The organism is Streptomyces sp. NPDC002076, from assembly GCF_053593835.1.
This window is the reverse complement of the sequence record NZ_JBSFDI010000002.1, coordinates 433,888-459,167: the sequence shown is the minus strand read 5'-3', so window position 1 is coordinate 459,167 and position 25,280 is coordinate 433,888. Positions and strand designations below refer to the sequence as shown.

23 protein-coding genes and 2 pseudogenes are annotated in these 25,280 nt (G+C 71.3%); 9 read left to right on the top strand and 16 right to left on the bottom strand.

All coding sequences use genetic code 11. From position 1 onward, the window contains the following. Positions 1-140: 140 nt before the first annotated feature. Both ACWCQS_RS06365 and ACWCQS_RS06360 read right to left on the bottom strand, forming a co-directional pair. The gene (locus ACWCQS_RS06365; protein ID WP_451003532.1) at positions 141-1,298 is read right to left on the bottom strand and encodes a hypothetical protein; all 1,158 of its coding nucleotides are present in this window, start codon (positions 1,296-1,298) and stop codon (positions 141-143) included. 69 nt (positions 1,299-1,367) lie between these two features. Next, a pseudogene (locus tag ACWCQS_RS06360) lies at positions 1,368-1,567 on the bottom strand (DNA-binding response regulator); the annotation flags it as partial. A 175-nt stretch (positions 1,568-1,742) separates the two neighbouring features. On the opposite strand from ACWCQS_RS06360, the gene ACWCQS_RS06355 reads away from it, so the two are divergent. Genes ACWCQS_RS06355 through ACWCQS_RS06335 form a run of 5 tightly spaced genes read left to right on the top strand, consistent with a single transcriptional unit; the run spans position 1,743 to position 8,079 of the window. After that, on the top strand, positions 1,743-3,671 hold the full coding sequence (locus ACWCQS_RS06355) for a maleylacetate reductase and hydroxyquinol 1,2-dioxygenase domain-containing protein (protein ID WP_451003371.1): 1,929 nt from the start codon (positions 1,743-1,745) through the stop codon (positions 3,669-3,671). Between the two features lie 17 nt (positions 3,672-3,688). Then, positions 3,689-5,461: an FAD-dependent oxidoreductase gene (locus tag ACWCQS_RS06350; RefSeq protein ID WP_451003370.1), complete on the top strand. Its 1,773-nt coding sequence runs from the start codon at positions 3,689-3,691 to the stop codon at positions 5,459-5,461. 31 nt (positions 5,462-5,492) lie between these two features. Beyond that, complete coding sequence (locus ACWCQS_RS06345) at positions 5,493-6,251, top strand: CoA transferase subunit A (protein ID WP_451003369.1); 759 nt, start codon at positions 5,493-5,495, stop codon at positions 6,249-6,251. Next, on the top strand, positions 6,248-6,892 hold the full coding sequence (locus ACWCQS_RS06340; protein ID WP_451003368.1) for a CoA transferase subunit B: 645 nt from the start codon (positions 6,248-6,250) through the stop codon (positions 6,890-6,892). The genes ACWCQS_RS06345 and ACWCQS_RS06340 overlap by 4 nt, the downstream gene beginning before the upstream one ends. Then, entirely contained in the window at positions 6,889-8,079 is a 1,191-nt protein-coding gene (locus ACWCQS_RS06335) for a thiolase family protein (protein WP_451003367.1), read from the top strand. Before ACWCQS_RS06340 ends, ACWCQS_RS06335 begins: the two co-directional genes overlap by 4 nt. 22 nt (positions 8,080-8,101) lie before the next feature. Here ACWCQS_RS06335 and ACWCQS_RS06330 read toward each other — a convergent pair whose 3' ends face one another. After that, entirely contained in the window at positions 8,102-8,971 is an 870-nt protein-coding gene (locus ACWCQS_RS06330; protein WP_451003366.1) for a helix-turn-helix domain-containing protein, read from the bottom strand. A gap of 182 nt (positions 8,972-9,153) precedes the next feature. Between ACWCQS_RS06330 and lpdA the strand changes: the two genes are divergently transcribed. Next, positions 9,154-10,566 carry a dihydrolipoyl dehydrogenase gene (lpdA, locus tag ACWCQS_RS06325; RefSeq protein ID WP_451003521.1) on the top strand — a complete coding sequence of 471 codons (1,413 nt, stop codon included), beginning with the start codon at positions 9,154-9,156 and terminating at the stop codon, positions 10,564-10,566. A 35-nt stretch (positions 10,567-10,601) separates the two neighbouring features. Here the strand turns inward: lpdA and ACWCQS_RS06320 are convergent, their stop codons facing one another. Genes ACWCQS_RS06320 through ACWCQS_RS06310 form a run of 3 tightly spaced genes read right to left on the bottom strand, consistent with a single transcriptional unit; the run spans position 10,602 to position 12,860 of the window. Further along, on the bottom strand, positions 10,602-11,309 hold the full coding sequence (locus ACWCQS_RS06320; protein ID WP_451003365.1) for a B3/B4 domain-containing protein: 708 nt from the start codon (positions 11,307-11,309) through the stop codon (positions 10,602-10,604). Positions 11,310-11,347: 38 nt separating this feature from the next. Continuing rightward, a complete protein-coding gene (locus ACWCQS_RS06315) occupies positions 11,348-11,995 on the bottom strand; it encodes an FMN-binding negative transcriptional regulator (RefSeq protein ID WP_451003364.1) in 648 nt (215 codons plus the stop codon). A 28-nt stretch (positions 11,996-12,023) separates the two neighbouring features. Further along, positions 12,024-12,860, bottom strand: coding sequence for an EamA family transporter (locus ACWCQS_RS06310; RefSeq protein ID WP_451003363.1), 837 nt, complete (start codon positions 12,858-12,860; stop codon positions 12,024-12,026). Positions 12,861-12,979: 119 nt separating this feature from the next. On the opposite strand from ACWCQS_RS06310, the gene ACWCQS_RS06305 reads away from it, so the two are divergent. After that, the gene (locus tag ACWCQS_RS06305) at positions 12,980-13,564 is read left to right on the top strand and encodes a helix-turn-helix domain-containing protein (protein WP_451003362.1); all 585 of its coding nucleotides are present in this window, start codon (positions 12,980-12,982) and stop codon (positions 13,562-13,564) included. 50 nt (positions 13,565-13,614) lie between these two features. On the opposite strand, the gene ACWCQS_RS06300 is transcribed toward ACWCQS_RS06305, so the two are convergent. Genes ACWCQS_RS06300 through ACWCQS_RS06280 form a run of 5 tightly spaced genes read right to left on the bottom strand, consistent with a single transcriptional unit; the run spans position 13,615 to position 20,444 of the window. Continuing rightward, positions 13,615-15,375, bottom strand: coding sequence for an RICIN domain-containing protein (locus tag ACWCQS_RS06300; protein WP_451003361.1), 1,761 nt, complete (start codon positions 15,373-15,375; stop codon positions 13,615-13,617). Positions 15,376-15,420: 45 nt separating this feature from the next. Beyond that, the gene (locus ACWCQS_RS06295) at positions 15,421-16,182 is read right to left on the bottom strand and encodes a carbohydrate ABC transporter permease (RefSeq protein ID WP_451003520.1); all 762 of its coding nucleotides are present in this window, start codon (positions 16,180-16,182) and stop codon (positions 15,421-15,423) included. Between the two features lie 56 nt (positions 16,183-16,238). Beyond that, positions 16,239-17,207, bottom strand: a complete 969-nt coding sequence (locus ACWCQS_RS06290; protein WP_451003360.1) for a carbohydrate ABC transporter permease — start codon at positions 17,205-17,207, stop codon at positions 16,239-16,241. A gap of 6 nt (positions 17,208-17,213) precedes the next feature. Then, positions 17,214-18,458, bottom strand: a complete 1,245-nt coding sequence (locus ACWCQS_RS06285; protein ID WP_451003359.1) for a sugar ABC transporter substrate-binding protein — start codon at positions 18,456-18,458, stop codon at positions 17,214-17,216. A gap of 45 nt (positions 18,459-18,503) precedes the next feature. Further along, entirely contained in the window at positions 18,504-20,444 is a 1,941-nt protein-coding gene (locus ACWCQS_RS06280; RefSeq protein ID WP_451003358.1) for a glycoside hydrolase family 127 protein, read from the bottom strand. Positions 20,445-20,688: 244 nt separating this feature from the next. Between ACWCQS_RS06280 and ACWCQS_RS06275 the strand changes: the two genes are divergently transcribed. After that, complete coding sequence (locus ACWCQS_RS06275) at positions 20,689-21,717, top strand: LacI family DNA-binding transcriptional regulator (RefSeq protein WP_451003357.1); 1,029 nt, start codon at positions 20,689-20,691, stop codon at positions 21,715-21,717. A gap of 177 nt (positions 21,718-21,894) precedes the next feature. On the opposite strand, the pseudogene ACWCQS_RS06270 reads toward ACWCQS_RS06275, so the two are convergent. The 4 genes and pseudogenes from ACWCQS_RS06270 to ACWCQS_RS06255 all read right to left on the bottom strand — a co-directional run. Then, positions 21,895-22,125: pseudogene (locus ACWCQS_RS06270) on the bottom strand (SpoIIE family protein phosphatase); the annotation flags it as partial. Continuing rightward, on the bottom strand, positions 22,040-22,387 hold the full coding sequence (locus ACWCQS_RS06265; protein WP_451003356.1) for a hypothetical protein: 348 nt from the start codon (positions 22,385-22,387) through the stop codon (positions 22,040-22,042). The gene ACWCQS_RS06265 and the pseudogene ACWCQS_RS06270, both read right to left, overlap by 86 nt. Positions 22,388-22,709: 322 nt before the next feature. After that, positions 22,710-23,942 carry an MFS transporter gene (locus ACWCQS_RS06260; RefSeq protein WP_451003355.1) on the bottom strand — a complete coding sequence of 411 codons (1,233 nt, stop codon included), beginning with the start codon at positions 23,940-23,942 and terminating at the stop codon, positions 22,710-22,712. After that, positions 23,939-24,529, bottom strand: coding sequence for a helix-turn-helix domain-containing protein (locus ACWCQS_RS06255; RefSeq protein ID WP_451003354.1), 591 nt, complete (start codon positions 24,527-24,529; stop codon positions 23,939-23,941). Before ACWCQS_RS06255 ends, ACWCQS_RS06260 begins: the two co-directional genes overlap by 4 nt. On the opposite strand from ACWCQS_RS06255, the gene ACWCQS_RS06250 reads away from it, so the two are divergent. Further along, positions 24,528-25,049, top strand: a complete 522-nt coding sequence (locus ACWCQS_RS06250) for an N-acetyltransferase family protein (RefSeq protein WP_451003353.1) — start codon at positions 24,528-24,530, stop codon at positions 25,047-25,049. The genes ACWCQS_RS06255 and ACWCQS_RS06250 overlap by 2 nt on opposite strands. Here ACWCQS_RS06250 and ACWCQS_RS06245 read toward each other — a convergent pair. Further along, positions 25,027-25,266: a hypothetical protein gene (locus tag ACWCQS_RS06245; RefSeq protein ID WP_451003352.1), complete on the bottom strand. Its 240-nt coding sequence runs from the start codon at positions 25,264-25,266 to the stop codon at positions 25,027-25,029. The two genes, ACWCQS_RS06250 and ACWCQS_RS06245, sit on opposite strands and share 23 nt — an antisense overlap. Between the last annotated feature and the right edge of the window lie 14 nt (positions 25,267-25,280).

The window sequence follows — 25,280 nt, the reverse complement described above, 5'->3', positions numbered from 1 at the left end:
GGCCTTGGCTGGGTTCCGGAGCCCCGGCACACGTTTCCCTCACGTTAGTCCGGCGCTCACCAGGCCGGGCATAGGTCGTGGACCCACTCCCTCAGCCGTGGCGAAACACGACGGCGGCGTATCGGGGCGCCGGTCGCCGGTCAGGACAGGGGCGCCCGCCTGCGCCGCCGAGCCATCAGCACTGCGGCGGCGCCCAGAACGAAGGCTCCGCAGGCCGCACCCGCCCACGCGGCGGTCGGCAGTTTCTGCCCGCCGTCGTCGCGAGCGGAGCCCTGGGTGACGGTGAGGTAGCCGGTCTGCGTCACCCGCCCGTGGTGGCTGACGACGGTGACGGGATACCTGCCCGGCTTCAGGCCGGGCTTGATCCGTGCCGGGCCCCAGAAGAGCGGGTCGTCCCCCTCATGGCCCTTGGGTACGTCGAATGTCAGCTTGGCCGGGGTCTGGAACGCCGGCGATGTCGCGGTCATCCGCTCCTCCTCCCCGAGGTCCGGGTGCGCGTCGTCCCACCTGACGTACACCGTCCGGCCCGCCGCGATCGTGAAGCCCTTGGCCCGGGCGTCGTACAGATAGCCCTGCTTCCCGAAGAACGCGGGGCCCCTGGCCTTGCCCACGTAGTCGTCGTCGCCGGGGCGGGCCGAGCGGATCTCCAGCCTGGCCTCGGCCTTCCGCTTGCCGGCCGCATCGGTCACCCATACCGCGTACGTCCCGTCATGGAGGGTGTACCGCAGCGGCACGTCGAAGGCGTTGAAAGTGCGGGTGTTGTTCCAGGACTTCTTGTCGTGTGCGAGGCGGACCGGCGAGGTGAACGCCGTGGAGTGAGCTGTGAAGGCATACCCACGCTCACCGGGGAACAGGTCGTCGAAGAAGACATTCACCGTCATGCCCGGCCGCCTCGGGTTGCCGCCGTCCACCTCGATGGACGGACCCTTCATCGGCTTGACATCGATGGTGTCACGGGCCACGACCTTGCCTCGGGCCTTGACGACGAGCGGATACGATCCGGGTCTGGCCGACGCCGGGATGGGCGCCTTGAAACCGAACCCGCCGGTGTTCCCGGCCTGGTTGTCCATCGGGATCGGTGCCGCGAAGACCGGTGATTCGGCCACCAGGTGCACGCCCGGCTTCCAGTCGTAGTTGAGCAGATCGATACCGATGGCCTCTCCGGGGTGTGGGTCCGCGTACGCCTGGCTGATCCTCGGCGGGTCTTCGCCGGCCGCCGCCGGCTGCACCAAGCCCCCACACGTCAGCACTCCGCCGCATGCGCCGACGGCCACCACCCGTTGCCAGCTCGCCCTCATGGTCCCCCTCTCGGTCACAGAGGAAGAGGGCAAGAACGTGCCAACGGTTGTCCGGCATGCCCACCGACGTACCGGATCCAGGCGGGCCTCCTCGTCGTCGAAGGAGGTCGACATCAGGCAGGCCAAGTCGGCATCCGAGAGCGCAGTTCCCGGGAGACGGTCACACCGTCGCCGTCGCGCAGACGCACGTCGAGCACCGCCACCCGCGGGCGCAGCGCGGGCCCCCGCACCAGTGCCCGCTCCACCGTGCCGGCCCCGCCGATCACACTCGGCAGGGTCGTACCGGCTCGGAAGCCGGGACGATCCTGGCGGCCGGTCGCGGCACGCACGCGTGTTTCGTGCAGTGGAGCGCGCGGATCGTGCAGGAGTTAACGCGGATGTCATTCGCATACTCGGTGGCTCAAGGAACCGACGGGACCGGATGACACGCGGAGGCAGAGTTCCATGCGGACGTTCGTCTACACATCCCACCCGGCGCGGGTGGTCTTCGGTGCCGGCACGGTCGACCGGCTCGGCGAGGAGGTCGAGCGGCTCGGCTGCTCCCGGGTGCTGCTGCTGGCCAGTGGGCCCCTCGCGGAGGCCTCCGCACGGGTGCGCGACGCGCTCGGCGGCCTCCTGGCGGCGGAGTTCGACGGCGCGGCCATGCACACGCCGGTCGAGGTGACCGAGCGGGCTCTCGAGGTGCTCAAGGAGTCCTCGGCGGACTGCGTCGTCGCCGTCGGTGGTGGTTCGACCACCGGGCTGTCGAAGGCGCTGGCCCTGCGCACGGGACTGCCGCAGGTGATCCTGCCGACCACCTACGCCGGCTCCGAGGTGACCCCTGTGCTCGGCGAGACGCGGGACGGCCGCAAGGTCACGCAGTCGTCCCCGGAGATCCTGCCCGAGACGGTGATCTACGACGTCGACTTCACCCTCACCCTGCCGCTGTCCATGTCGGTCACGAGCGGCGTCAACGCCCTCGCCCACGCGGTCGAGGCCCTGTACTCCGCCGACGCGAACCCCGTCACCGACCAGCAGGCCCTCGACGCGATCTCCCGCATCGCCCGGGCGCTCCCCCGACTCGCCGCCGACCCGGCCGACCTGGACGCGCGTGCCGACCTGCTGCACGCGGCCTGGCTCGCCGGGACGTGTCTCGCCACGGTCGGTATGGGCCTGCACCACAAGCTGTGCCACACCCTCGGCGGCAGCTTCGACCTGCCGCACGCCGAGACCCACACCGTCGTGCTGCCGCACGCCATGGCCTACAACGCGCCCGCGGTGCCCGACGTGATGCGCCGCATCGCCGACGCCCTGGGCGTGCCCGACGCCCCGAGCGGCGTGTACGACCTGATCGCCTCCCTGGGCGGTCCCACCGCGCTGCGCGACCTCGGCATGCCGGAGTCCGGCCTCGCCCGCGCGACCGAGCTGGCCACCTCGACGCCGTACCCGAACCCGCGCGAGCTGACGACCGAGGGCATCGCGGAACTGCTGGCCGGCGCCTGGCACGGACACCGCCCCGAGGGTCCCCCCTCCACGCAGGCCCAGCTGGCCCGTCTCACCGAACGCGTCGTGGACAGCTTCGCGCAGGCTTCCGACCCGCGCGTCCGCGCCTTGCTGAGCGACCTGGTCCGGCATCTGCACACCTTCGTCGCCGCCAACGACGTCACTGAGGACGAGTGGCAGTACGCCATCGACTTCCTCACCCGCACCGGCCAGATCTGCAGCCCGACCCGCCAGGAGTTCGTGCTGCTGTCGGACACGCTCGGCGTCTCCAGCGCCGTGGATCTGCTCACCAACTCCCGTACACCCGACACCACTCCGTCGGCAGTGCTCGGTCCCTTCTATGTGGAGGGCCCGCCCGAGACCGCCAACGGCGGGGACATCTCCGGAGGGCTGCCGGGCACCCCGCTCCGGGTGGACGCGCGCGTCACGGACACCGACGGTGAGCCCATCAAGGGCGCGGTCGTGGACGTGTGGCAGTCCAACAAGGACGGCTTCTACGACGTCCAACTCCCGGAGCTGGAAGGGCCGGTGCTGCGCGGCCGGCTGCGCACCGACGCCGAGGGGCGGATCACGTTCTGGTCCATCCTGCCCTCGGAGTACCCGATCCCGGGGGACGGACCGGTCGGGCAGATGCTCGACGCGATCGGGCGCCACCCCTACCGCGCGCCCCACCTGCACTTCATGTTCGACGCGCCAGGCCACCGCCGGCTCATCACACAGCTGTTCGTGTCCGGCGGCGCCTACATGGACAGCGACACCGTCTTCGGCGTCAAGGACGAGCTCATCGTCGACTTCGCGCCGCAGACCGGCCCCACCCCCGACGGCCGCCGGGTCGACGGCGAGTGGCGCCGGCTCGAATACACCTTCCGTCTCGCCCCCCTGGCCGGATGACCGAGGAGCGCCCACCCATGACCACGACCGAAACGCACGACACGTACGACACCGACGTCCTCGTCGTCGGCAGCGGCCCCGCCGGCGGTTCCGCCGCGCTGCTGCTCGCCACCTACGGCATCCGCACCCTGCTGGTGACGAAGTACGGCTGGCTGGCGAACACCCCGCGGGCGCACATCACCAACCAGCGCACCATGGAGGTCCTGCGCGACCTCGGGGTGGAATCCGAGGCGCTGGCCGTGGGCAGCCCCTCCCACCTCATGGGCGACACGGTGCTGTGCACCGCGCTGACCGGGCACGAGATCGGCCGCATCCGCAGCTGGGGCACGGGCCCGGCGACGGCCAGCGAATACGCGGTGAAGAGCCCCTGCGAGATGATCGACCTGCCGCAGACCTACCTGGAGCCGATCCTGGTGAACAACGCTGCGGCCCGCGGCGCCAAGGTGCGCTTCGACACCGAGTTCCTCAGCTTCACCCAGGACGAGAACGGCGTCACCGCGCTGCTGCGCGACCGGGTCCGCGGCGACGAGTTCACCGTACGGGCCCGCTACCTGATCGGCGCGGACGGCGGGCGCAGCGCGGTCGCCGAGCAGCTCGGCCTCCCCTTCGAGGGCCAGATGGCCAAGGCCGGCAGCATGAACATCGTCTTCAAGGCCGACCTCACCCGGTACTGCGCGCACCGGCCGAGCGTCCTGTACTGGGTGCTGCAGCCCGGGGCGGAGACCGGCGGCATCGGCATGGGCCTGGTCCGCATGGTCCGGCCGTGGAACGAGTGGCTGCTGGTGTGGGGGTACGACATCGAGCAGCCGCCGCCGGAGGTGGACGCGGAGTCGGCGCGGCAGATCGTGCGCGATCTCATCGGCGATCCCGACCTGCCGGTGGAGATCACGTCGACCTCGCTGTGGACCGTCAACCACAGCTACGCCTCGGTGTTTTCGTCGGGGAGGGTCTTCTGTGCGGGCGACGCGGTGCACCGGCACCCGCCGTCCAACGGACTCGGCTCCAACACCTCCGTCCAGGACGCGTACAACCTCGCCTGGAAGCTCGCCATGGTGGTCCGCGGCGAGGCCGGCCCCGAGCTGCTGGAGACCTACTCCGCCGAACGGGCCCCCGTCGGGCGGCAGATCGTCGAGCGGGCCAACCTCAGCCGCGACCAGTTCGGCCCGATCTTCGAGGTGCTCGGCATCGGTGGCGGCGCCGACCACGCGGCGATCACCGAGGGGCTCGACGCGATATCCGCGCCGACGCCCGAGGGCGCCAAGAAGCGGCGCCTGCTCGAAGAGGCGATCCAGCTCAAGAACTACGAGTTCAACGCGCACGGCGTCGAGATGAACCAGCGTTACGTCTCCTCGGCGGTGCTTCCCGACGACGGGCCCGCCGAAGTCTGGGCAGGGGACCGGGAGTTGGTGGCCCAGCCGACCACCCGGCCGGGTGCGAAGCTCCCGCACGCGTGGCTCGTCGACGGGCAGGGCGAGCGCCTGTCCACGCTGGACGTCGTGGGTGACGGCACCTTCACCGTGCTGACCGGCCTGTCGGGTGGCGTCTGGGACTCGGCAGCGGCCGCGTGCCGGACAGAACTCGGCGTCCCGCTGCGGATGGTGCGCGTCGGTGACGACAACTTCCGTGACCTGTACGGCGAATGGAGCCGCGTCAGCGAGATCGCCGAGGACGGTGTGCTGCTGGTGCGCCCGGACGGACACGTCGCCTGGCGCCGCGCCACCGCCCCCGAGACCGCGCAGTCGGCCCAGGACGAGCTGCTCGGCGCGCTGCGCCGGGTGCTGGCCCGGTAGGGCTGAACGGAAGAGAACGGAAGAGACCGGGATGGACAAGGTGATGGCCACGGCCGAGGAGGCCCTGGCGGACGTGACGGACGGACGGTCGTTCGCCGTCGGCGGCTTCGGGCTGAGCGGCGTCCCCGAGGTGCTCATCGGCGCCCTGTACGACGGCGGGGCGAGCGACCTGACAGTCGTGTCGAACAACTGTGGCGTCGACGGCCGTGGCCTCGGCATCCTGCTGGCCGCCGGCCGCATCGCCCGGGTCACGGGCTCGTACATCGGCGAGAACAAGGAGTTCGCCCGCCAGTACCTCGCGGGCGAGCTGGAGGTCGAACTGACGCCGCAGGGCACGCTCGCCGAGCGGCTGCGCGCGGGCGGCGCGGGCATCCCGGCCTTCTACACCCCGGCCGGCGTCGGCACCCAGGTCGCCGAGGGCGGACTGCCGTGGCGCTATGCCCCGGACGGTTCGGTCGCCGTGGCCTCGCCGCCCAAGGAGGTGCGGTCCTTCGGCGGCGTGGACCACATCCTGGAACACGCCATCACCACGGACTACGCGCTGGTCAGGGCGGCGCGCGGGGACCGCCACGGCAACCTCGTCTTCCGGCGCGCGGCGCGCAACTTCAACCCGCTGGCCGCCATGGCCGGGCGCATCACCGTCGCCGAGGTGGAGGAGCTGGTCGAGCCGGGCGTACTCGGCCCCGACGAGATCCATCTGCCGGGGGTGTTCGTGCAGCGTGTCGTCGCCCTGACCCCCGAACAGGCGGCCGACAAGGGAATCGAGAAGAGGACGGTGCGCGAGCGATGAGCTGGAGCAGGGACGAGATGGCGGCGCGCGCCGCGAGCGAGCTGAAGGACGGCGACTACGTCAACCTGGGCATCGGGCTGCCCACCCGCGTGGCGGACTTCCTGCCGGCGGGCGTCGATGTCGTCCTGCACTCGGAGAACGGGCTGCTCGGCGTCGGGCCGTACCCGTCGCCCGAGGAGGTCGACGCCGACCTCATCAACGCGGGCAAGGAGACCGTGACCGTACGGCCGGGGGCGTCCTTCTTCGACTCCTCGCTCTCCTTCGGCATGATCCGCGGCGGCCACATCGACACCGCCATCCTGGGCGCGCTGCAGGTCTCGGTCGGCGGCGACCTCGCCAACTGGGCGGTCCCCGGAAAGATGATCAAGGGGATGGGCGGCGCCATGGACCTGGTGCACGGCGCGGGCCGGGTCGTGGTGCTCATGGAGCACCTGACGAAGGACGGCACCTCCAAGATCGTCCAGGAGTGCACGCTGCCACTGACGGGCCGTGGCTGCGTGGACCGGATCATCACCGACCTGTGCGTCCTCGACGTCACGCCGGACGGGCTCGAACTCGTCGAGATCGCACCGGGTGTCGCGGCCGACCGGATCGCCGCCCATACCCCACTCCTCGTCAGGCCTGTTGGGAGCAACCGATGATCGAGCGACCGCGTGACGTGTACATAGTCGACGCCGTCCGTACCCCCTTCGGCCGCTACGGCGGTGCCCTGGCGGGCGTACGCCCGGACGACCTGGCCGCCGGTGTGCTGCGCGCCCTGGTCGACCGCAGCCCCGGCCTGGACCCCGCGCGCATCGACGACGTGCTGCTCGGCAACGCCAACGGCGCGGGCGAGGAGAACCGCGACGTGGCCCGCATGGCCGTCCTGCTCGCCGGACTCCCGGTCAGCGTGCCCGGCGCCACGGTCAACCGGCTGTGCGGATCCGGAATGGAGGCCGTCATCCAGGCGGCCCGCGCCATCGCGCTCGGCGACGCGTCCATCGCGGTGGCGGGCGGTGTGGAGTCGATGAGCCGGGCGCCCTGGGTGCTGCCGAAGCCGGAGCGGGCCTTCCCGGCGAAGGACCAGCAGCTGTACTCGACCACACTCGGCTGGCGGATGGTGAACCCTCGGATGCCGGCGCAGTGGACGATCCCGCTCGGCGAGAGCGCGGAACTGGTCGGCGCCAAGTACGCCGTCACCCGGGACGCGCAGGACGCGTTCGCCCTGGCCAGCCACCGCAACGCGGCCCGCGCCTGGCGCGAGGGCCGGTACGCGGGAGAGGTCGTCCCCGTCGAGGGGGTGGATCTGCCCCGCGACGAGGGCATCCGGGACGACACCTCCCTGGAGGCACTCGCCAAGCTCAAGCCGGCCTTCGTCACGGACGGCACGATCACGGCCGGCAACGCCTCACCGCTCAACGACGGTGCGGCCGCGCTGCTGCTCGCCGACGAGGAGGGACTCGCGGCGATCGGCCGCGAGCCCCTGGCCCGGGTGCGGGCGGCGGCAGTGACGGGCATCGAGCCGCAGTACTTCGGACTCGGACCGGTCGACGCCATCCGCAAGGTGCTCGACAAGTCGGCGGTCGCCCCCGGTGATCTGCACACGATCGAGCTGAACGAGGCCTACGCCGCCCAGGCGCTGGCCTGCCTGGCCGCGCTGCCGGAACTCGACCCCGAGGTGGTCAACCCGCGCGGCGGCGCCATCGCCATCGGCCACCCGCTGGGCGCGTCGGGCGCCCGTATCACCGGAGCGGTCGCGCACCAGCTGGCCGCGGCGGGCACCGGCACGGGTCTGGCGGCGCTGTGCATCGGGGTGGGCCAGGCGCTGGCCCTGGTCCTGGAGCGCTGAGGAGAGGCTGTGAGGGGCCGCCTCAGCCGGAGCGGCGCAGTGCGGCCGGGGTGGTGTCCAGTCGGGCGCGCATGACCCGGGTGAGGTGCTCCTGGTGGGAGAAGCCGCAGGCGGCGGCCACGTCCACGATCGGGGTGGAGGTGGTGCGCAGCAGCCGGCACGCGGCCTCCAGGCGCAGCTTGAGCAGGAACTGGTGGGGCGACTGGCCGGTGCTCGCCCGGAACCTCCGGGTGAACTGGCTCGGGCTCAGCGAGGCCGACGTGGCGAGGTCCGCGATCGGCAGCGGTTCGGCGAGGCGCTGTTCCATGAGGTCGCGGACGGCGGCGAGCTGCCGGTCGGACAGCCCGGACCGGTCGGGCGCAGGCGCCTGTGCGCGGACACCGTGGCGGCGTACGAGCTGCGCGGCGAGCATCCCGGTCAGCTGGTCGGTGTAGGTGCGGGCCGAGGGCTCCCAGGAGCGGACCGCGTTCTCCAGCGCGAGCACGAGCTGCTCGGCGAGTGGGTCGCTGGTCCCGAGCTCCTCGGTCAGCTCCACGGGCCGTCCGCCGTTCGCGTCGCGCAGGACGTCGTCCGTGAGGTAGGCGTGGATGGTGTCCAGCCGCCCGCCGAGTTCCACGGCGAGACTCCGGCCGGCCGGCTGCAGAAAGAGCCCCCCGGCCGGGATGGCCCGGGACCGCCTGTCCGCACCGTGCCCCCGCCGTACGGTGACGGGGCCGCTGAGGTGCAGGATCAGCAGATGGGTGGGGGCCGGGTCGAAGGCGGCACGGTAGGGCTGCTCCACCTGCGCGGAGAGATACAGCCGGTCCCATCCGAGCCCTGAGCTGCTGTGTCGTGTCCGCACACCGGGCTGTCGCAGGATGCCGACCGTGTCGGCCAGGCCGAGTTCCGTCATGGTGCGACCTCCTCACGGCACCCACATGGTTGAAGGGTAAACCAGGCGTCGGTCATCGAGAAGATCCCCGGTCGCGCGGGTGAAGGCCACGACCGCCGGGATGACCCCGCTGTTTGCCGCCGGCGTCGAACGGGGAACTCTGGCCGGAGCCCGAACGCATCCCACTGCAGGAGGCATCGATGGTGGACGAGCAGGACGACCGCTTCGACGTGGTGGTGCTCGGGGCCGGCCCCGGTGGCTATGTGGCCGCGATCCGCGCCGCCCAGCTGGGCAAACGCGTCGCCGTCGTCGAGCGGAAGTATTGGGGCGGCATCTGCCTGAACGTGGGCTGCATCCCGACCAAGGCCCTGTTGCGCAACGCCGAGCTGGCGCACATCGTCACCCGCGAGGCGAAGACCTTCGGCATCCGCGTCGACGGACAGGTGTCCTTCGACTACGGCGAGGCGTTCCGCCGCAGCCGCAAGGTCGCCGACGGCCGGGTCAAGGGCGTGCACTACCTGATGAAGAAGAACAAGATCACGGAGATCGACGGTCACGGCACGTTCCTGGACCCGCACACCCTCCAGGTGTCCGGCTCCGACGGCGACCCGCGCACCATCGGATTCGACCACTGCATCATCGCCACCGGTGCCACACCCAAACTGCTGCCCGGCACCCGGCGCACCTCCCGCGTGGTCACCTTCGAGGAGCAGATCCTCGCCGAGGACCTGCCGCAGTCGATCATCATCGCGGGCGCCGGCGCGATCGGCGTTGAGTTCGCCTACATCCTGCACAGCTACGGCGTGAAGGTCACGATCGTCGAGTTCCTGGACCGCCTCGCCCCGCTGGAGGACGCCGAGGTCTCCGCCGAGCTCGCCAAGCAGTACCGCAGGCTGGGCATCGACGCGCTCACCTCCACTCGCGTCGACTCCATCGACGAGTCGGGCCCCCGGGTCCGTGTCACCGTCACCGGCAAGGACGGTTCCCAGCAGATCCTCGAGGCCGACAAGGTCCTCCAGGCGCTCGGCTTCGCCCCCAACGTGACCGGCTTCGGCCTGGAGAACACCGGCGTGCAGGTCTCCGAGCGCGGCGCGATCGACGTCGACGGCCGCTGCCGTACGAACGTGCCGCACTTCTACGCCATCGGGGACGTCACCGCGAAGCTGATGCTCGCACACGCGGCCGAGGCGATGGGCGTGATCGCCGCCGAGACGCTCGCGGACGCGGAGACCATGGAGCTGGACTACGCGATGATCCCGCGGGCCACCTTCTGCCAGCCGCAGATCGCCAGCTTCGGCTACACCGAGGCGCAGGCGCGCGAACGGGGCTACGACGTCAAGGTGGCGAAGTTCCCGTTCACGGCGAACGCCAAGGCGCACGGCCTGGGCGACGCCACCGGCTTCGTGAAGTTGATCAGCGACGCGAGGTACGGCGAGCTGGTCGGCGGGCATCTCATCGGCCCGGACGTCACCGAGCTGCTGCCCGAGCTGACCCTGGCCCAGCAGTGGGACCTCACCGTCCATGAGATCGCCCGCAACGTCCACGCCCACCCGACGCTCGGCGAGGCGCTCCAGGAGGCGGTCCACGGCCTGGCCGGACACATGATCAACTTGTGACCGGCGCCGACACTCCACCCCCTCGTCCCGTGGGCTCAGACAGTGGCCTGCGGCTGGGTCGGGCTCAGGTGGTGCACGGCGGTCTGGTCGGCGTGCGGGGCGAGCAGACCCTGCAGCTCGTCGGCCGCGACCTTGAGGAGGTCGCCGTCCCGGTCCGCGTGGAGGGTTTCGAGGACGAAGGCGATGTGCGTGGAGTCCTCGGTGACGCGGGTGCGGTGCGCGTCGCGGTGGTTCCAGTGGCCGGTGAGGACGCCGGTGGTGTCGGCGTAGACGACCTCGCCCGGCTTGGGGTTCTCGACGGTGTCGGGTTCGCCGAGCCGGGTGAAGGACTCGGTGCCGTCCGCGTGGCGGATGTCCACGTCACCGATGACATGGGCCAGATCGAAGGCGCCGGCCGGGAGACCGTGCCGGACGGAGACCGAGTTGTAGGAGTCGACGGCCGGGTTGATGCGCGGCAGGCTGCCCTTCTTGGCGAGGCGTCGGCCGAGTGCGTCGACGCTGGGGCGGATACGGCGGGGGTTGGTGCCGAAGGAGCGGTAGGCGGCGTGCCAGGCCTCGATGCGGGGGTCGGTCTCGTCGGCGGGGTGCCAGGTGCCGTCGGCGAGTTGCCGCTCCAGCTCCTCCAGAGCGGCGGCGGTGTGGGGCCAGGGCTCATGGCCGCGCAGTCCACTTGCGGTGACCAGGGCGATGAGGGTGCCGGGGAAGGCTTGTGCGACGGCGGGGGCGAGGCGGAAGGCGGGCATGCGCGGAGGTTCCGTTTCCTGTGTGCGGACGGGGCGGCTCAGGGCTGCCAGGGGCCGATGCGATCGAGGCGGCGCAACTGCTGGCGTGCGGTGGGCACGTCCAGGCCCTGGCCGCGCTCGGTGAGGCGGTCGGCGACAGCGGCCCGGTGCTCGACCGGTTTGTGGTCGTCGTACTTGAACTTGGCCCGCACATCGGTGACTTCCAGGCGCAGGCCGCGGATGCCGGACAGCATCCGGCCGTACGGCGGCTGGTCCACGGCGACGGGGGCGTGGTCGCCGCCGGGCTGGAAGTGGGCGAGCTGACGGCGCAGCAGATCGGCCTTGGCCTCGGGGTCGTCGACGACATGGGCGCGGCAGGTGAACTGGACGGCCGCGTAGTAGCTGGTGGGGACGCCGTCGGTGGGCGGGGTGCCGGGCCTGGCGCGCCAGGGGCCGGGGATGAAGGCGTAATCGCCGATGACGGTGAGGACGACGTTCGGGTCGTGCTCGATCGCCTGCCAGAGCGGGTTGGGCTTGGCCAGGTGGACCAGGAGGTGGCTGCCGTAGCAGGTGAAGTGGGTGGGGACGACCGTGGGCGGGTTGCCCGGCAGGCCGTTGACGCCGAGCTGTCCGAAATCGTGGCCGCCGGCGATCCAGGTCTGCCATTCGGCATCTTCCAGGGCGGCGTCCCAGGGGTGAACGAGCATGCTCTTCTCCTTTGTCGTTCCGGCCTGCTCAGGTCAGGGCCAGGAGGCTGACGGCCACGGCGGCGGCGCCCAGGCCGACGAGCTGGCCGCGGTGGATGCGTTCGGCGAGCACACCGCGGGCGAGCAGGACCGTGCCGGCCGGGTAGAGGGCGGTGATCACGGCGACGACGGTCAGGTCCCCGCTGCGGGCGGCGAGCAGGAACAGCAGGTTGGCCACCGAGTCCAGCACGCCGACGGCCGCCGACATGGCGTACGCCGGACGTTCCGTGCCCAGCCTGCGGCGCAGCAGCCCCGCGGCGGCGAGTGTGACGGCCGAGGAGACGGCGCGGCCGATGATCAGCGGGGCCACGCCACTGCCGGACGGCGCCTGGTGCAGGAAGATCAGCTGGAGGGCGATGGCGGTGCCGGCGCCGAGGGCCAGCAGGAGCGCCGTGCGGGACGGGCGGGCCGAGCCCGCACCGTGCCCGGCGCTGACCAGCACCACCGCGACCAGGGCGAGCGGCAGTCCCACCGGCCCGGCGACGGTCAGCTGCTCGCCCTGGAGCAGGCCGACGGCGACGGGCAGCGCGGCGGAGACCAGCGCGGTCACCGGCGACAGGACGTTCATCGGGCCGAGCGCCAGGGTGCGGTAGAGCAGGGCGAACGCGGCGGCCGAGGCGACCCCGGACGCGGCACCCCAGGCGAGGGCTCCGGAGCCGAACGAGGCACCGAGCACCGGCCACAGGAGCAGCTCGACCGCGAGACTGGCCGGGGCCGCGACCAGCACGGTCCGCAGCACATGGGCCTTGCGGGCGCCGAGGCCGCCGAGGAAGTCGGCGCATCCGTACGCGAGTGAGCTGCCCAGGGCCAGCAGCAGAGCGATCACAGCACATCCTCGAGGTCAACGGAACGACCACATGGTACAACGGACCGACCATTCCATGTCAACCGAATGACCGTGCAGTACATTCCAGTACTCAAGGCATAGGTAAGGACGGTGATCAGGTGGCCGAGACAGCCGCCGCCCTGCGGTCGGTCGCGCACAACGTCCGGGCGGCCCGCATCCGCGCCGGGCTGTCCCTGGACGAACTCAGCCGGCGCGCCCACGTCAGCAAGGGTGCCCTCGTGGGACTTGAGAAGGCCCAGGGCAACCCCAATCTGGCCACCCTGGTCCGGCTGGCCGACACCCTCGGCATCTCGGTATCTGCGCTGATGCAGGGGCCGCCCGAAGGCCGCGTACGCGTGGTGTCCGGCGACGCCGTCGCGCCCCTGTGGACCGGAGAGCGCGGCAGCGAGGCCCGCCTCATGCTGACGACCTCCGGCCCCGCCCCGGTCGAGGTCTGGCGCTGGCGGCTGGAACCGGGCGAGGAGTATCCGAGCCACCCCCACCAGGCCGGCGTCGTGGAGACCGTCAGTGTCACCTCGGGCCGCATGACCCTGATCGTCGACGGCGCGGAACACACCGTCGAAGCCGGCCAGACCGCCACGTTCGACGGCGACATCCCGCACACCTACCGGGGCGCGGGCGCCAAGACCTGCCACCTGATCATGACGGTCCACCTTCCGCCCGGCCCCGCCGCCACCACGTGAAGTACGCCCCCGGCCGACATCCGGGGGCGTACTCGTCTCTGGTCCCGGCCTCAGCGTGCGGTCAGCTTCCACAGATGGTCGGCGGTGCCGTTGTCGGCCCACTGGAGGACCTGGGCGCCGGAGGACGTGCTCATCTTGTCGACACCGAGCAGCAGCCCGCTGTTGTAGTCGGCGATCTTGTAGTAGCCGTCTCCGGACGGGACGAACTGCCAGAGGTGGTCGGCGGTTCCGTTGTCGCCCCAGATCAGGGCCGTGCCGCCGTCGGCCGTGCTCATGTTCTGGATGCCGAGGAACAGGCCGGACTTCTGGTTCACGATCTTGTAGAGACCCGAACCCGCGGCCACCAGTGTCCAGTTCTGGTCGGTGTCGGCGGTCGAGGTCGCCTGCACGACGGGCGTGCCCTGCGCGGTGCCCGCGTTCTGGGTGTCCAGGGCCAGACCGCTGTTCTTGTTGGTGATCTGATAGCGGCCGGCCAGCGAGGTGGATGTGCCGCTGGGAGTGATCGTCAGGTGGTAGCCGTCGGCGGCGTTCATGCTCACCGGGACGGTGATCGAGCCGTTGGAGACCGTGCAGTCGGTGTCGGAGATGGTGACCGGGCCGGACACCGCCGTCGTACGGCCCTTGGACGGGGTGTACTCCAGCTTCACATGCACCATGCCGCCGAAGGCCGGCAGAGCGCCGAGGCCGTTGACGGTGACCGCGCAGGAGCCGGTGCAGCCGCCCGCTATGACGCTGATCTGGTTGCCCAAGCTGTTGCGGGAGGCGATCCCGTCGATGCCCGTCTGCGCGGGGGGCGTGGTGACGAGCATGTCGCCGGACATGTCGCCGTACCACTTGTACAGCCAGTACGCGCCGTTCGGTGCGCCGCCGGTGTCGGTGAGGGTGTCGCCGAGGGTGCCGTAGTGGTTCCAGAAGGCCAGCTCGGCGTCGTGGACGCCCGCGCGCTCGAACTTGGCCAGGTAGCCGACGAGCGGTCCGGGTACACCGACCTCGCTGGTGGTGCCGTACTCCTCGATGGCGATCGGGCGGGCGCTGATGCCGAGGCTCGACTCCAGCGAGCGGTACGCGGCGACATGCGCGGCGATGTCGGCGCTGCCCTGCAGTTCGTGCCAGCTGATGATGTCGGGGACGGTCCCGTTCGCCTTGGCGTCGGTCAGGAACTGTGACATCCACGACTGGTTCCAGGCGGAGTAGCTCGGGCCCTGGATCGGTGTGCCGCCGTCCTTCGACCGCACCTCCTTGTATGTGCGGGTCCAACCGGCGTCGAAGGCGCCCGCGTTGGTGGTGTCCCACGTCCCGTCGGGTTCGTTCCACAGCTCGTAGGCGGCGATGTTCGTGGCGCCGGAGGACTTCACCGAGGCGACCTGCTTGTCGACCGCCGACAGCCAGTCGCTCCAACTCACCCACTTGTAGGGGAAGTTCGGGTACCAGTCGGGCATCCGTACGACCACTTTCGCGCCGGCCCTCGCCGCCTTCGGTGCAACGACGAGCGCGTCGCCCGCCGGCTTCGGCTCGCCGTTAGGCAGCTGCGAGCCGCCCGGCGCCATCTGCACGAAGGTGTTCGGCTTGAGCGGGGTGACGAGGCTGTCGGCGGGGGTCGTCGCGTCCGCCAGGCCGTAGAGGCTGCCCGTGGCGACATGGGTGACCGGCCGGAGGGTCCGGGCCGCGTCGACCACCAGGGTGGTGGCGGACGTGGGCACCGCCTGGGCGGGGGCGGCGGTGGCCAGAGCGGTGGCGGTGAGCGTGGCCGTACCGAGGGCGGCCGTCAGACGGGCGTGGCGTCTTGGGCCCGGGGCTGTCGTGCGGCTCATGGAAGGGTTTCCTCACGGAGGGGATGGGGGATGTCCTTGCGTTGCTCAGTCCTTCACCGCGCCCGCGGTCACACCCGCGGCCACATAGCGCTGTGCGAGGACCAGCAGGACGGCTGCGGGGACGGACGCGACGACGGCGGTGGCCATGATCGCGTTCCACTCCTGGTTGTTGTTGCCGATGTACTTGTAGATGCCGAGGGTGATCGGCCTCAGGTCGCCGCCGCCGTCGAGGGTGTTGGCGAAGACGAAGTCGGACCAGGCCCACAGGAAACTGAAGAGCGAGACGGTGACGACGGCGTTGCGGCTGACCGGCAGCACGACCGACCAGAAGGCCCGGAAGGTGCCCGCCCCGTCCACCCGGGCCGCGGCGAGGAGTTCACCGGGGATGCCGGACATGAACGCCGTGAAGATCATGACGCCGAACGGCACGGCGATGGTGGAGTCGGCGACGATCAGGCCCCACCAGGAGTTGAGCAGGCCCAGGTCGAGGAAGATGCCGTAGAAGCCCATCGCCATGACGATGCCGGGGATCATCTGCGCGATCAGCAGGGCCAGTCCGAGTGTGCCACCGCCGCGTGGGCGGAGCTTGGCCAGGGAGTAGCCGGCCGGAGCGGCGAGGAGCAGGGTGAGGACGACGGTGCCGAGACCGATGAGCAGGCTCGTGCCGAGGTAGGGCATCTGGTCGTCGAGGACGGCCTTGTAGCCCTCGAAGGTGGGATGCAGCGGGAACAGATCCGGCGGGTTCTTGCGCATGTCCTGCTGCGGAGTGAGGGACACGTTCAGCATCCAGTACACCGGGAACAGCATCAGCGCGGTGAGGAGAACGGCGACGGCGGTGTAACCACGGGAGCGCGTACGGGAGTTCACGCTTCCTGCCTCCTCTGGACACGGACGTACAGCAGCCCGAAGACGAGGGCGATGAGGATGAGGATGTTGCCGACCGCGGCACCCGGTCCGAACTTGGGCAGCAGCGTCCCGAAGCCCAGTTGGTACGACCAGGTCGCCAGGGTGGAGGAGGCGTCGCCGGGGCCGCCCTTGGTCATGATCCAGATCAGGTCGAAGACCTTGAGGGTGTACACGAGGCCGAGCAGCAGCGTGATCGCCGACACCGGGCGCAGCAGCGGGAACGTGATCCGGCGGAACTGCTGCCAGGCGCTCGCCCCGTCCAGGGCCGCCGCCTCGTACAGCTCCGCCGGGATGTTCTGCAGACCGCTGTAGAGGATGACCAGGTTGAACGGGATGCCGATCCAGATGTTGGCGACGACGACCGAGGCCAGGGCCCAGTCGGGCGAGGTGAGCCAGCCGACCGGGGTCACTCCGAGGAAGTGCAGGAAGTAGTTCACCACCCCGGACTCGCTGTTGAACATCCACGACCACGTCGACGCCGACACGATCAGCGGTAGCAGCCACGGGATCAGGAACAGCGCGCGCAGGACGGCCGACAGCCGGAAGCGCCGGTTGAAGAAGACCGCGAGGGCGAGTCCGATGGCGTACTGGAACGCGATCGACACGAAGGTGAAGACCATGGTGTGCCGTATCGCCGGACCGAACGCCGGATCGTCCAGCACCTTGCGGAAGTTGTCCCAGCCGGAGAACGGCGCGTCACCGGTGACGAAGGAGCGGACGGTGTAGTCGCGCAGGCTCAGATCGAGGTTGCGGTAGAGGGGGTAGAGGTAGAACGCGACGAGGTAGGCGACGAGCGGGGCTATGAAGGCGAACGCGGTCAGCCGGCTCCTGCGCAGCCTGCGGCGCCTCAGGAGCAGCGGGTCGGCGCCGCTCGCCCTCGGTGCTGCCAAGGACCGTTGCGGGCGGTCTGCTCGGGCGATGGTCATGTGAACTCAGCCCTTGGCGGCCGCGGCCTGCGCCGTGTCCATGGCGGCCTGCGGGTTCTTGCCGCCCGACAGCGCGGCCTGGACGGCCGTCCACATCGGCTGGGAGATCGTCGGGTACTTCGTGCCGAGGCCGCCGCTCGTCCGGCCACGGGCCGCGGCCACGGCGTCCACCCAGGGCTTGAGCTTGGGGTTCTGCTTGACCTGCTGGGCCTGTACGGCCGCCGTGGGGGCGACGTACATCAGGGTCGTGTCGGACGCCAGCAGGTTCGCGTCACTGGTGAGGCAGGTGACGATCTTCTTGCTGACGTCGTAGCGGGCGCTGTCCTTCTGTACGGGGACGGTGACGAACTCGCCGCCGGTCGGCACCGGCGCCGAACCGCCGCTCTGCGCGGGGATGTTGATGATCCCGTAGCCGAAGCCGGCCTTCTCGGCGTTGCCGAGCTGCCAGGTGCCGTTCTCGCCGAACGCGTAGTCACCGGTGGCGAACTCCTGCCAGCTGGTGGTCTGGGTGTTCTGCAGCACGTCCTTGGGCGCGTATCCCTCGTCCACCCACTGCTTCCACAGGGACAGCGCGGCGACGCCCTTCGGCGAGTTCAGCTTGGTCAGATCACCGCCGGCGCCCCAGAACCAGGGCAGGAACTGGAAGCTGCCCTCCTCGGTGTTGATCGCGGAGAAGGTGATGCCCTTCTTCCCGGCCGCCTTGACCTTCTTCAGCGCGGCGGTGAGCGAGGTCCAGTCCTTGACGGAGGCCGGGTCGACGCCCGCGGCGGACAGGACCTTCTTGTTGTAGTAGAGGGCGAGGGTGTTGGCGCCGATCGGGACTCCGTACGCGGAGCCGTCGATGGTGCCCGCGCCGATGATGTTCTTCTGGATCGACTTGGTGTCCAGGCCCAGGTCGCTCGTCTTGGTGAGGATTCCCGCCTCCACCAGCGTCGAGACCACCGGGTTGTCGACGAGCATCACGTCCGGCGCATTGCCCTGCTGGGCGGCCAGCAGGGCCTTGTTGCCCAGGTCCGTGGTGTCGTACGCGATGCGCTTGACCTTCGCCCCGGCCTTGGTGCCGCACGCGCTGACGCGCTTGCCCCACGGGGAGGAGGCGTCGAACTGCGGGTAGGGGTCCCAGAAGGTGTACGTCCCGCCGGTCGCGCCGGAGGAGGACGAGGAGCCGGAGCCGCCTCCGCAGGCGGTGAGGGAGGCGAGGGTGCCGACGGCGGCCAGCGCGGCGAGGAGAGTGCGGCGGGTGGGTGTCACGGGAGGACCTCGTTGTCGTAGGGCGTCGTGGTGAGGAAGCGGTCTTCAGGAGGTGGGCAGCCAGACGCGCATGCCGCCGTCCTCGCGGTTGGCCCAGGCGTAGTAGGGGATGGCGATGAGTTCGACGGGCTCGCCGCCCTGCGGCGCGGCGGCGGAGGTGTACGGCCACCAGCCCGCGTCGGGGATGTGCCGCCGGCGGCCGGCGGCCACGACGGTGGTGACACCGCCCAGCAGATCGGGGCGGTGCTTCACGGCGAGGGGGCGGCTGGTGTCGAGGACGATGTCGTCCAGTCCGCCGCCCGGGTGGTCGACCTGCTCCACGCAGTACACGAGCGGGCCGCGTTCGATCGCCAGGCAGCCGCGTACGGCGTCCACCCGGGGGTCCGCCGCGGTGAGCCGGGGCTCGAGGCCGAGCTCCAGGACGATCCGGTCGCCGGGCTGCCAGGTGCGCTCCAGCCGCAGCCAGCCGTCGGTGACCGGGGCGTCGGTCTGGTCGTACGTCCGGTCCCCGCACCGGATCCGGAACTCGCGGCACCACTGCGGGACGCGCAGGGAGAGCGTCCAGGGGCGGTCGGCCGGACCCTCGTCGACGGTGAGGGCGATCGTGCCGTGCCACGGGTAGTCGGTCTCGGCACGGACGGCGTACGGTCCGCCGGCGTACCGGCCGCTGACGTACTGGTGGATCTGCAGGCCGCCCTCGTCGCTCGTGGCGAGGTAGTGCTCAAGGCTTGCCAGCAGGCGCATGGCGTTGGGCGGGCAGCAGGCGCAGCGGAACCAGCGGGTGCGGCGGGCCGACTGGTCGCCTCCGGGGTCGGTGTGGCCGTCGCGGACCTGGAGCGGGTTGACGTACAGCCAGCGCTCCCCGTCCAGCGACACCCCGGCCAGAAAGCCGTTGTAGAGGGTGCGTTCGACCAGGTCGGAGTAGCGGGCCTCGCCGGTCAGCAGGGCCATGCGCCAGCTCCACTGGACCGAGGCGATGGCGGCGCAGGTCTCGCAGTAGGCACGCTCGTTGGGCAGCTCGTACGGGTCGCCGAAGTCCTCCCGGTCGTGGTGGGCGCCGAGTCCGCCGGTGAGGTGGGTCTTGGTGGTGGTCATCGCCTGCCACAACCGCTCGGCGGCGGTGCGCAGTTCGGCGTCCCCGGTCTCGGTGGCCAGATCGGCGGCGGCCGCCAGCAGATAGAGCTGCCGTACGGCGTGGCCCTCGACGGTGGTGGCCTCGCGCAGCGGCACGCGGTCCTGGCAGTAGGCCTCGCCGCCGAGCAGACCGTGGCCGTGCCGGTCGACGAAGTAGCCGGCGAGATCGAGATAGCGGCGCTCACCGGTCTCCCGGTACAGCTCGACCAGGGCGGTCTCGATCTCGGGGTGGCCGTCGATGCCGTCGAGGGGCTTGCCGCTGCCGGGCGGGCCGAAGACGGAGTCGATGTGGTCGGCGAACCTCACGGCCACGTCGAGGAGTTCGCCGCGGCCGGTGCTGCGGTGGTGGGCGACGGCGGCCTGGATGAGATGCCCCGCGCAGTACAGCTCGTGGCCCCAGCGCAGGTCCTCGTAGCGCTTGCCCTTCTCCCGGAGCTGGAACCAGGTGTTGAGATAGCCGTCGGGCTGCTGGGCCGCGGCGACGAGAGCGGTGATCCGGTCGACGTGCGCCGCGAGGTCCTCCTGCCCGCCGTGGGCGAGCTGCCAGGAGGCGGCCTCCAGCCACTTGTAGACGTCGGTGTCGACGAACGGGTAGGCGCCGCGGAACTCGCTCTCGGCCGCCGCGTCCGGCAGTGCCTGCGGCGCGGGCGCCGCGAGTCGCAGGTTGTGCAGGTTTCCCGCGGACTCCAGCAGGTCGGGTCCCTGCGGGATGGAGGTGTGGGCGTTGACCTCGCGGCGGGTGCGCCAGAAACCCGCGTCGATGCCGGCGACAGCGGGGCGCAGCGCGGCACGGGCGTCCGGTCCGGGACGGACAGGGCCCGCCGACGGCAGGGCAGGGTGTGAGCTGGGCATGGCTCTCCGGGATGGGTGGCGTACGGCGGTGGCGTCCGAAGTGCGGGGATGCAACTTTGAGCAACCGTTTTCTCAACGTGAGAGTAGAGGGCCACGGCTTGGCACGGTCAAGAGGCGCGGCAGCACTTTTCCGTTTGCCTGCAGGCTGGTGCCGCATGCACGGCTTTTGCGACGCAGACTGGAACTGCAGCCCTTCGGCTGTCAGGATATTGATCGACGACATCACCTAGGAAAAGGTTTGCCCGTGACCGCTGCTCCTGGCTCTCCTCCCGCCGGCCGGGCCCGGCTCGCCGATGTCGCCGCGCTGGCGGGCGTCAGTGTGGGCACGGCGTCCAAGGCGCTCAGCGGTGGTGGCCGGATGCGTCCCGAGACCCGCCAGCGGGTGCTGGACGCGGTGGCGGCTCTCGGTTTCCGTCCCAACCCGCAGGCGCAGAGCCTGCACACCGGCCGCAGCTGGACGGTCGGTCTCGTGACGACCGACGGCATCGGCCGGTTCAGCACGCCCGTGCTGCTCGGTGCCGAGGACGCGCTCGGCGCCGGGAAGATCTCCGTGCTCCTGTGCGACACGCGTGGCGACGCGATCCGGGAACAGCACCATCTGCGCAACCTGCTGGACCGCCGGGTGGACGGCATCATCGTCACCGGCCGCCGCACGGACCCGCGTGCGCCGTTGACGGGTGTCACGGGGCTGGAGTCGATCCCGGTGGTCTACGCGCTGTCCCCCTCCACCAGCCCCGGGGACACCTCCGTGGTCTCCGACGACCGGGGCGGCGCCCGGCTGGCGATGGAACACCTGCTGGCCACCGGCCGTACCCGCATCGCCCACGTCACCGGCCCCGAGCACCACGCCGCCGCCCGCGACCGCGCCCGCCACGCAGTGTCGCACCTGGAGGCCGCCGCACTCGGCCTGTCGACGGGCCGGGTCCACTTCGGCGAGTGGAGCGAGGCCTGGGGCCGGCGCGCCGCCGACGCGGTGCTGCGTACGGCCCCCGACACGGACGCGTTCTTCTGCGGCAACGACCAGATCGCCCGGGGCGTGGCCGACACCCTGCGCGAACGCGGTGTGGACGTCCCCGGTGACATCGCCGTCGTCGGCTACGACAACTGGGACACCATGGCACTGGCGAGCCGCCCGCCGCTCACCACGATCGACATGAACCTCGCCGAGATCGGGCGGATCGCGGCGCTGCGCCTGCTCGAGGCGATCGACGCAGACGCGACACCCGGGGTGCACACGGTGCCGTGCCAACTGGTGGTACGGGAGTCGACCTGAGGCACCTCGGCCGGGCGCATCCGGCGGCCCGCACCGGCGCCGCGTCGGACGGACCTCACCGGTGCCCCAGGAAGTGCAGGACGAGCAGGGCGATGTCGTCGGTGCGCAGCCGGTAGGTGCCCGTTGCCCCGGCGAGGGTGTCGATGAGGGCGTCCAGGTCCCGGTCGTCCGCCTGGAACTGGTGAACAGGTCGGCGCCGGGATCCGTGAGGAGCCGGTTGGTCGCGGAGAGCACCCGGTCCGGGGCGCCGAGCGCCGAGTGGGCGTGGACGGCGGTGCGGGCCTGCCCCATGAGAGCCGCCGCCGCGTCGTGTCCCTGGACGTCACCGATGACGGCCCCGACGGCCGTGGCGCCGAGCGTGACGAGGTCGTAGAAGTCCCCGCCGATGTCCATACCGGCGCACACCGGTGACCGGTGCCGCGGCGATCGCGAGCGGGTGCGGCAGCGCCATCGCGGTGCGCGGATAGCGACAGGCCGTCTCCTCCTGGGCCACCCACACCAGGCGATCCTCGCGCACCGCATCGGCCACCGGCGCCGGAGCGGTCATCGGAATCCTCACCCACGGCGCCGCGAACTCGGCCGGCGCCCCGTACAGCACGTCCAGGAAAAGCTGCTCCTCATCGGGGCTGAGCAGGTACAGACCGCCGATGGACGCGCCCGTCCGGCGCACGGCGTCGGCGAACGCGGCATCCAGGGCCTCCGCTCCGCTGCCCCAGCAGGAGCACTGGTCACAAGGCGCCTCCAGCTCGGCAGCCGCGACTCCTGGAACGTCACGCGGAGGGGCCTCCGACCGGGCTGCGCGGGTTGGCGCGCCGGCTGCACCCGCCCGCTCCTATGGGGACGCTACGCCCCCGCGCGACGATCGGCACGCCGTCACCGCCCCCGCACCTGGCCCGCACCGCGAAGAACCCGCACAGCGCCGCGGCGGCACTCCGACCGACCCGTGCACGGGCGCGGACTGGATCTGCGCCATGGAACGGTCCGGGAGTTCTTCAGGACGTCGGTCCGCCCGCTGCCTCGCGCTCCTGCGCTTGCGAATGGCTGTGGTGAGTCCGGCGGGTGGGCGCGGCCTTGAGGTCCGCGAACGCGAGGGCCGCGGCGAGGAGCAGCGCGGTGAGGGCGGTGAGAGTGGTTCCCTGCCGGCCGAGGGTGTCAAGCAGGGGCGCGGCGAGGGCGGTGCCCACGGCGCCGGCCATGAAGTAGAGCACGAGGTAGACGCTGGTGAGGCTGCCGGAGCGGGGCGGGTCGAGGGCGATGACGCTGCTGAGGTTGGCGGCCTGGGCGGCGAAACAGCCGGCGTCGAAGAGGGCGAGGCCGAGGGCGGTGGTCGGCGCGGTGTTCAGGCCGGCGGCCAACAGCGCGGTCCCGGCGGCAGCGGCCACCATGCCGGCGGTGATCACCGTGGCCGGGGTGCAGCGGTCGGCGAGTCGTCCGGTGAGCGGGAGTGCGCACAAGCCCAGGAGCCCGGCCAGGCTGTACAGACCGATGGCGGTCGGACCGAGGGAGAACGGCGGCTCGGCCAGGGCGAGGACGAGAGCGACCCAGATGACGTTGAAGGCGAAGTACCACAGTCCGCCCATGGCCATCGCGCGGCGCAGCTTCGGGAACTGGCGCGGCAACGGATGCAATGACATCAGAGCGGCGCGGTAACCGCGGTCGGCGGAAGGCCGTTCCCGGGGCAGCAGCGCGGCCGCGGCGATCGCGCCGAGCAGGGCGAGCGTCGCGAAGACCAGGAGCATGCGCCGCCATCCGAGGCCGTCGGTGAGTGCTCCTCCCGCCAGGCGGCCGAGCAGGATGCCGGCCGACATACCGGCGGACACCGTGGCCACGCCGGTTCCGCGGCGCCCGGGCGGGGCATGGCGTCCCGCGATGTTGCTTGCTTGGGCCGCGACACTGGCGGCAGCCCCGATGAGCAGATACGCGGCCAGGAGCACGACCGGCCCGGCCGCCGTGGCGGCGAGGGTGAGGGCGGCGGCCAGGGCGGCGAGCTGGGCAGCCACCAGGCGGTTGGGGGCGACGAGGTCGGTGAGGGGCAGCAGCAGCGCAAAGCCGGTCATGCAGCCGGCGAGCGCGGCGGTCGGTACGAGGCCGATGACGGAGAGGGGGACGCCCAGTTCGGCGGCGACGGCCGCGAGCGCGGGCTGGACGGCGTAGTTGTTCGCGATCGCCGTACCGGCTACGGAGGCGAGGAGCAACGTGCCGCCCCGGGAAAGTGGGCGGGTCATGGCTGCGTGCCGCGGCTGAGGATCACCGCGTAACGGCACTCCGTGTCGGTGGTGTTGGCGAAGACGCGCTCGGCGGGCTCGCCGAGTTCGATGGTGTCCCCCGCGTCGAGTTCGTGGACTGTGGCGCCGTCGTGGAAGGTCAGGTGGCCGTCCAGGACCCAGACGACCTGTCGGACGAAGGCGAAGGCGGCGGCCGGATACGGCACCTTGGCGCCCGCGGGCAGGCGGATCTCGGCGACCTCGACGGGAAAGCGCGGGCCGGTGATCTGGCGGCGCCGGTAACCCGTGCCAGGGTCCCGCCACTCGGCCGTGTCCGCCCCTCGGCGCACACCTGCCCCGCTCTGCGAGTCGTCCGGCGTTCCTTCGGCCAGGGCCAGCAGAGAGGCGACGCTGAGCTGGAACGCGGCCGACAGCTTGCCCAGGACGACGGCGGTGGGGCTGCTCTCCCCGCGCTCGATGCGGCTGATCATGGCCTGCGACACACCCGAGACGTCCGCGAGCTGGGCCAGGGTCCACCGGCGCCGTTCGCGTTCGGTGCGGACTCGGGCAGCGATCCGCCCCACCAGGGGATCTACTATGTTGGACATGAATCCAATATACGAGATATGCCGTCCGGCCGTCACCGTCCGCAAGGCCCTGCCCGGTGACGCGGAAGCCATCCGGGCCATCCGAAACCACGCGATCGAGCACTCCACGGCTCTGTGGACACAGACCCCGCAGTCCGCCCCCGAGAGCGTCGCGTGGCTCGCGAACCACCTGGAGCGGGGCTCGGCGTTCGCGGCCGAGACGGCAGGTGACGTGGCCGGGTTCGCCGTCTACGGCCCCTGGCGGGAACTGGACGGATACCGCCACACGGTCGAGGACTCGGTCTACGTCCGTGCGGACCGGCACGGGCTCGGTATCGGATCCGCGCTGCTGGCGGCGCTCATCGACTCGGCGCGCGAGTCCGGCCACCATGTCATGATCGCCGGCATCGAAGCCGGGAACACCGCGTCGATCCGGCTGCACGAGCGGTTCGGGTTCCGGCACGTCGGTACCGTGCCGGAGGTGGGCGTCAAGTTCGGCCGATGGCTCGACCTGACGCTCATGCGGCTGGCCCTCGGCTGAGCCGGCCGAGAGCGGACTCGGCGACGTCACACGGGCAGCGCTCCGGCGGGGTGACCGTACTCACGGCCGCACGCGGTGAGAGCGAGGTGCTCACGCCGTCGAAGGCGTCCTCGGGGAATCCGTGCTGGTGGGGCAGGAGATGAGCGGCGGCGCAGGTCACCGCACCGCCGCCGCACGACATGGGCCAGCGCTCGTCGTCGGCGTGCGACTTCCGCATCCTGCCGAGTCTCT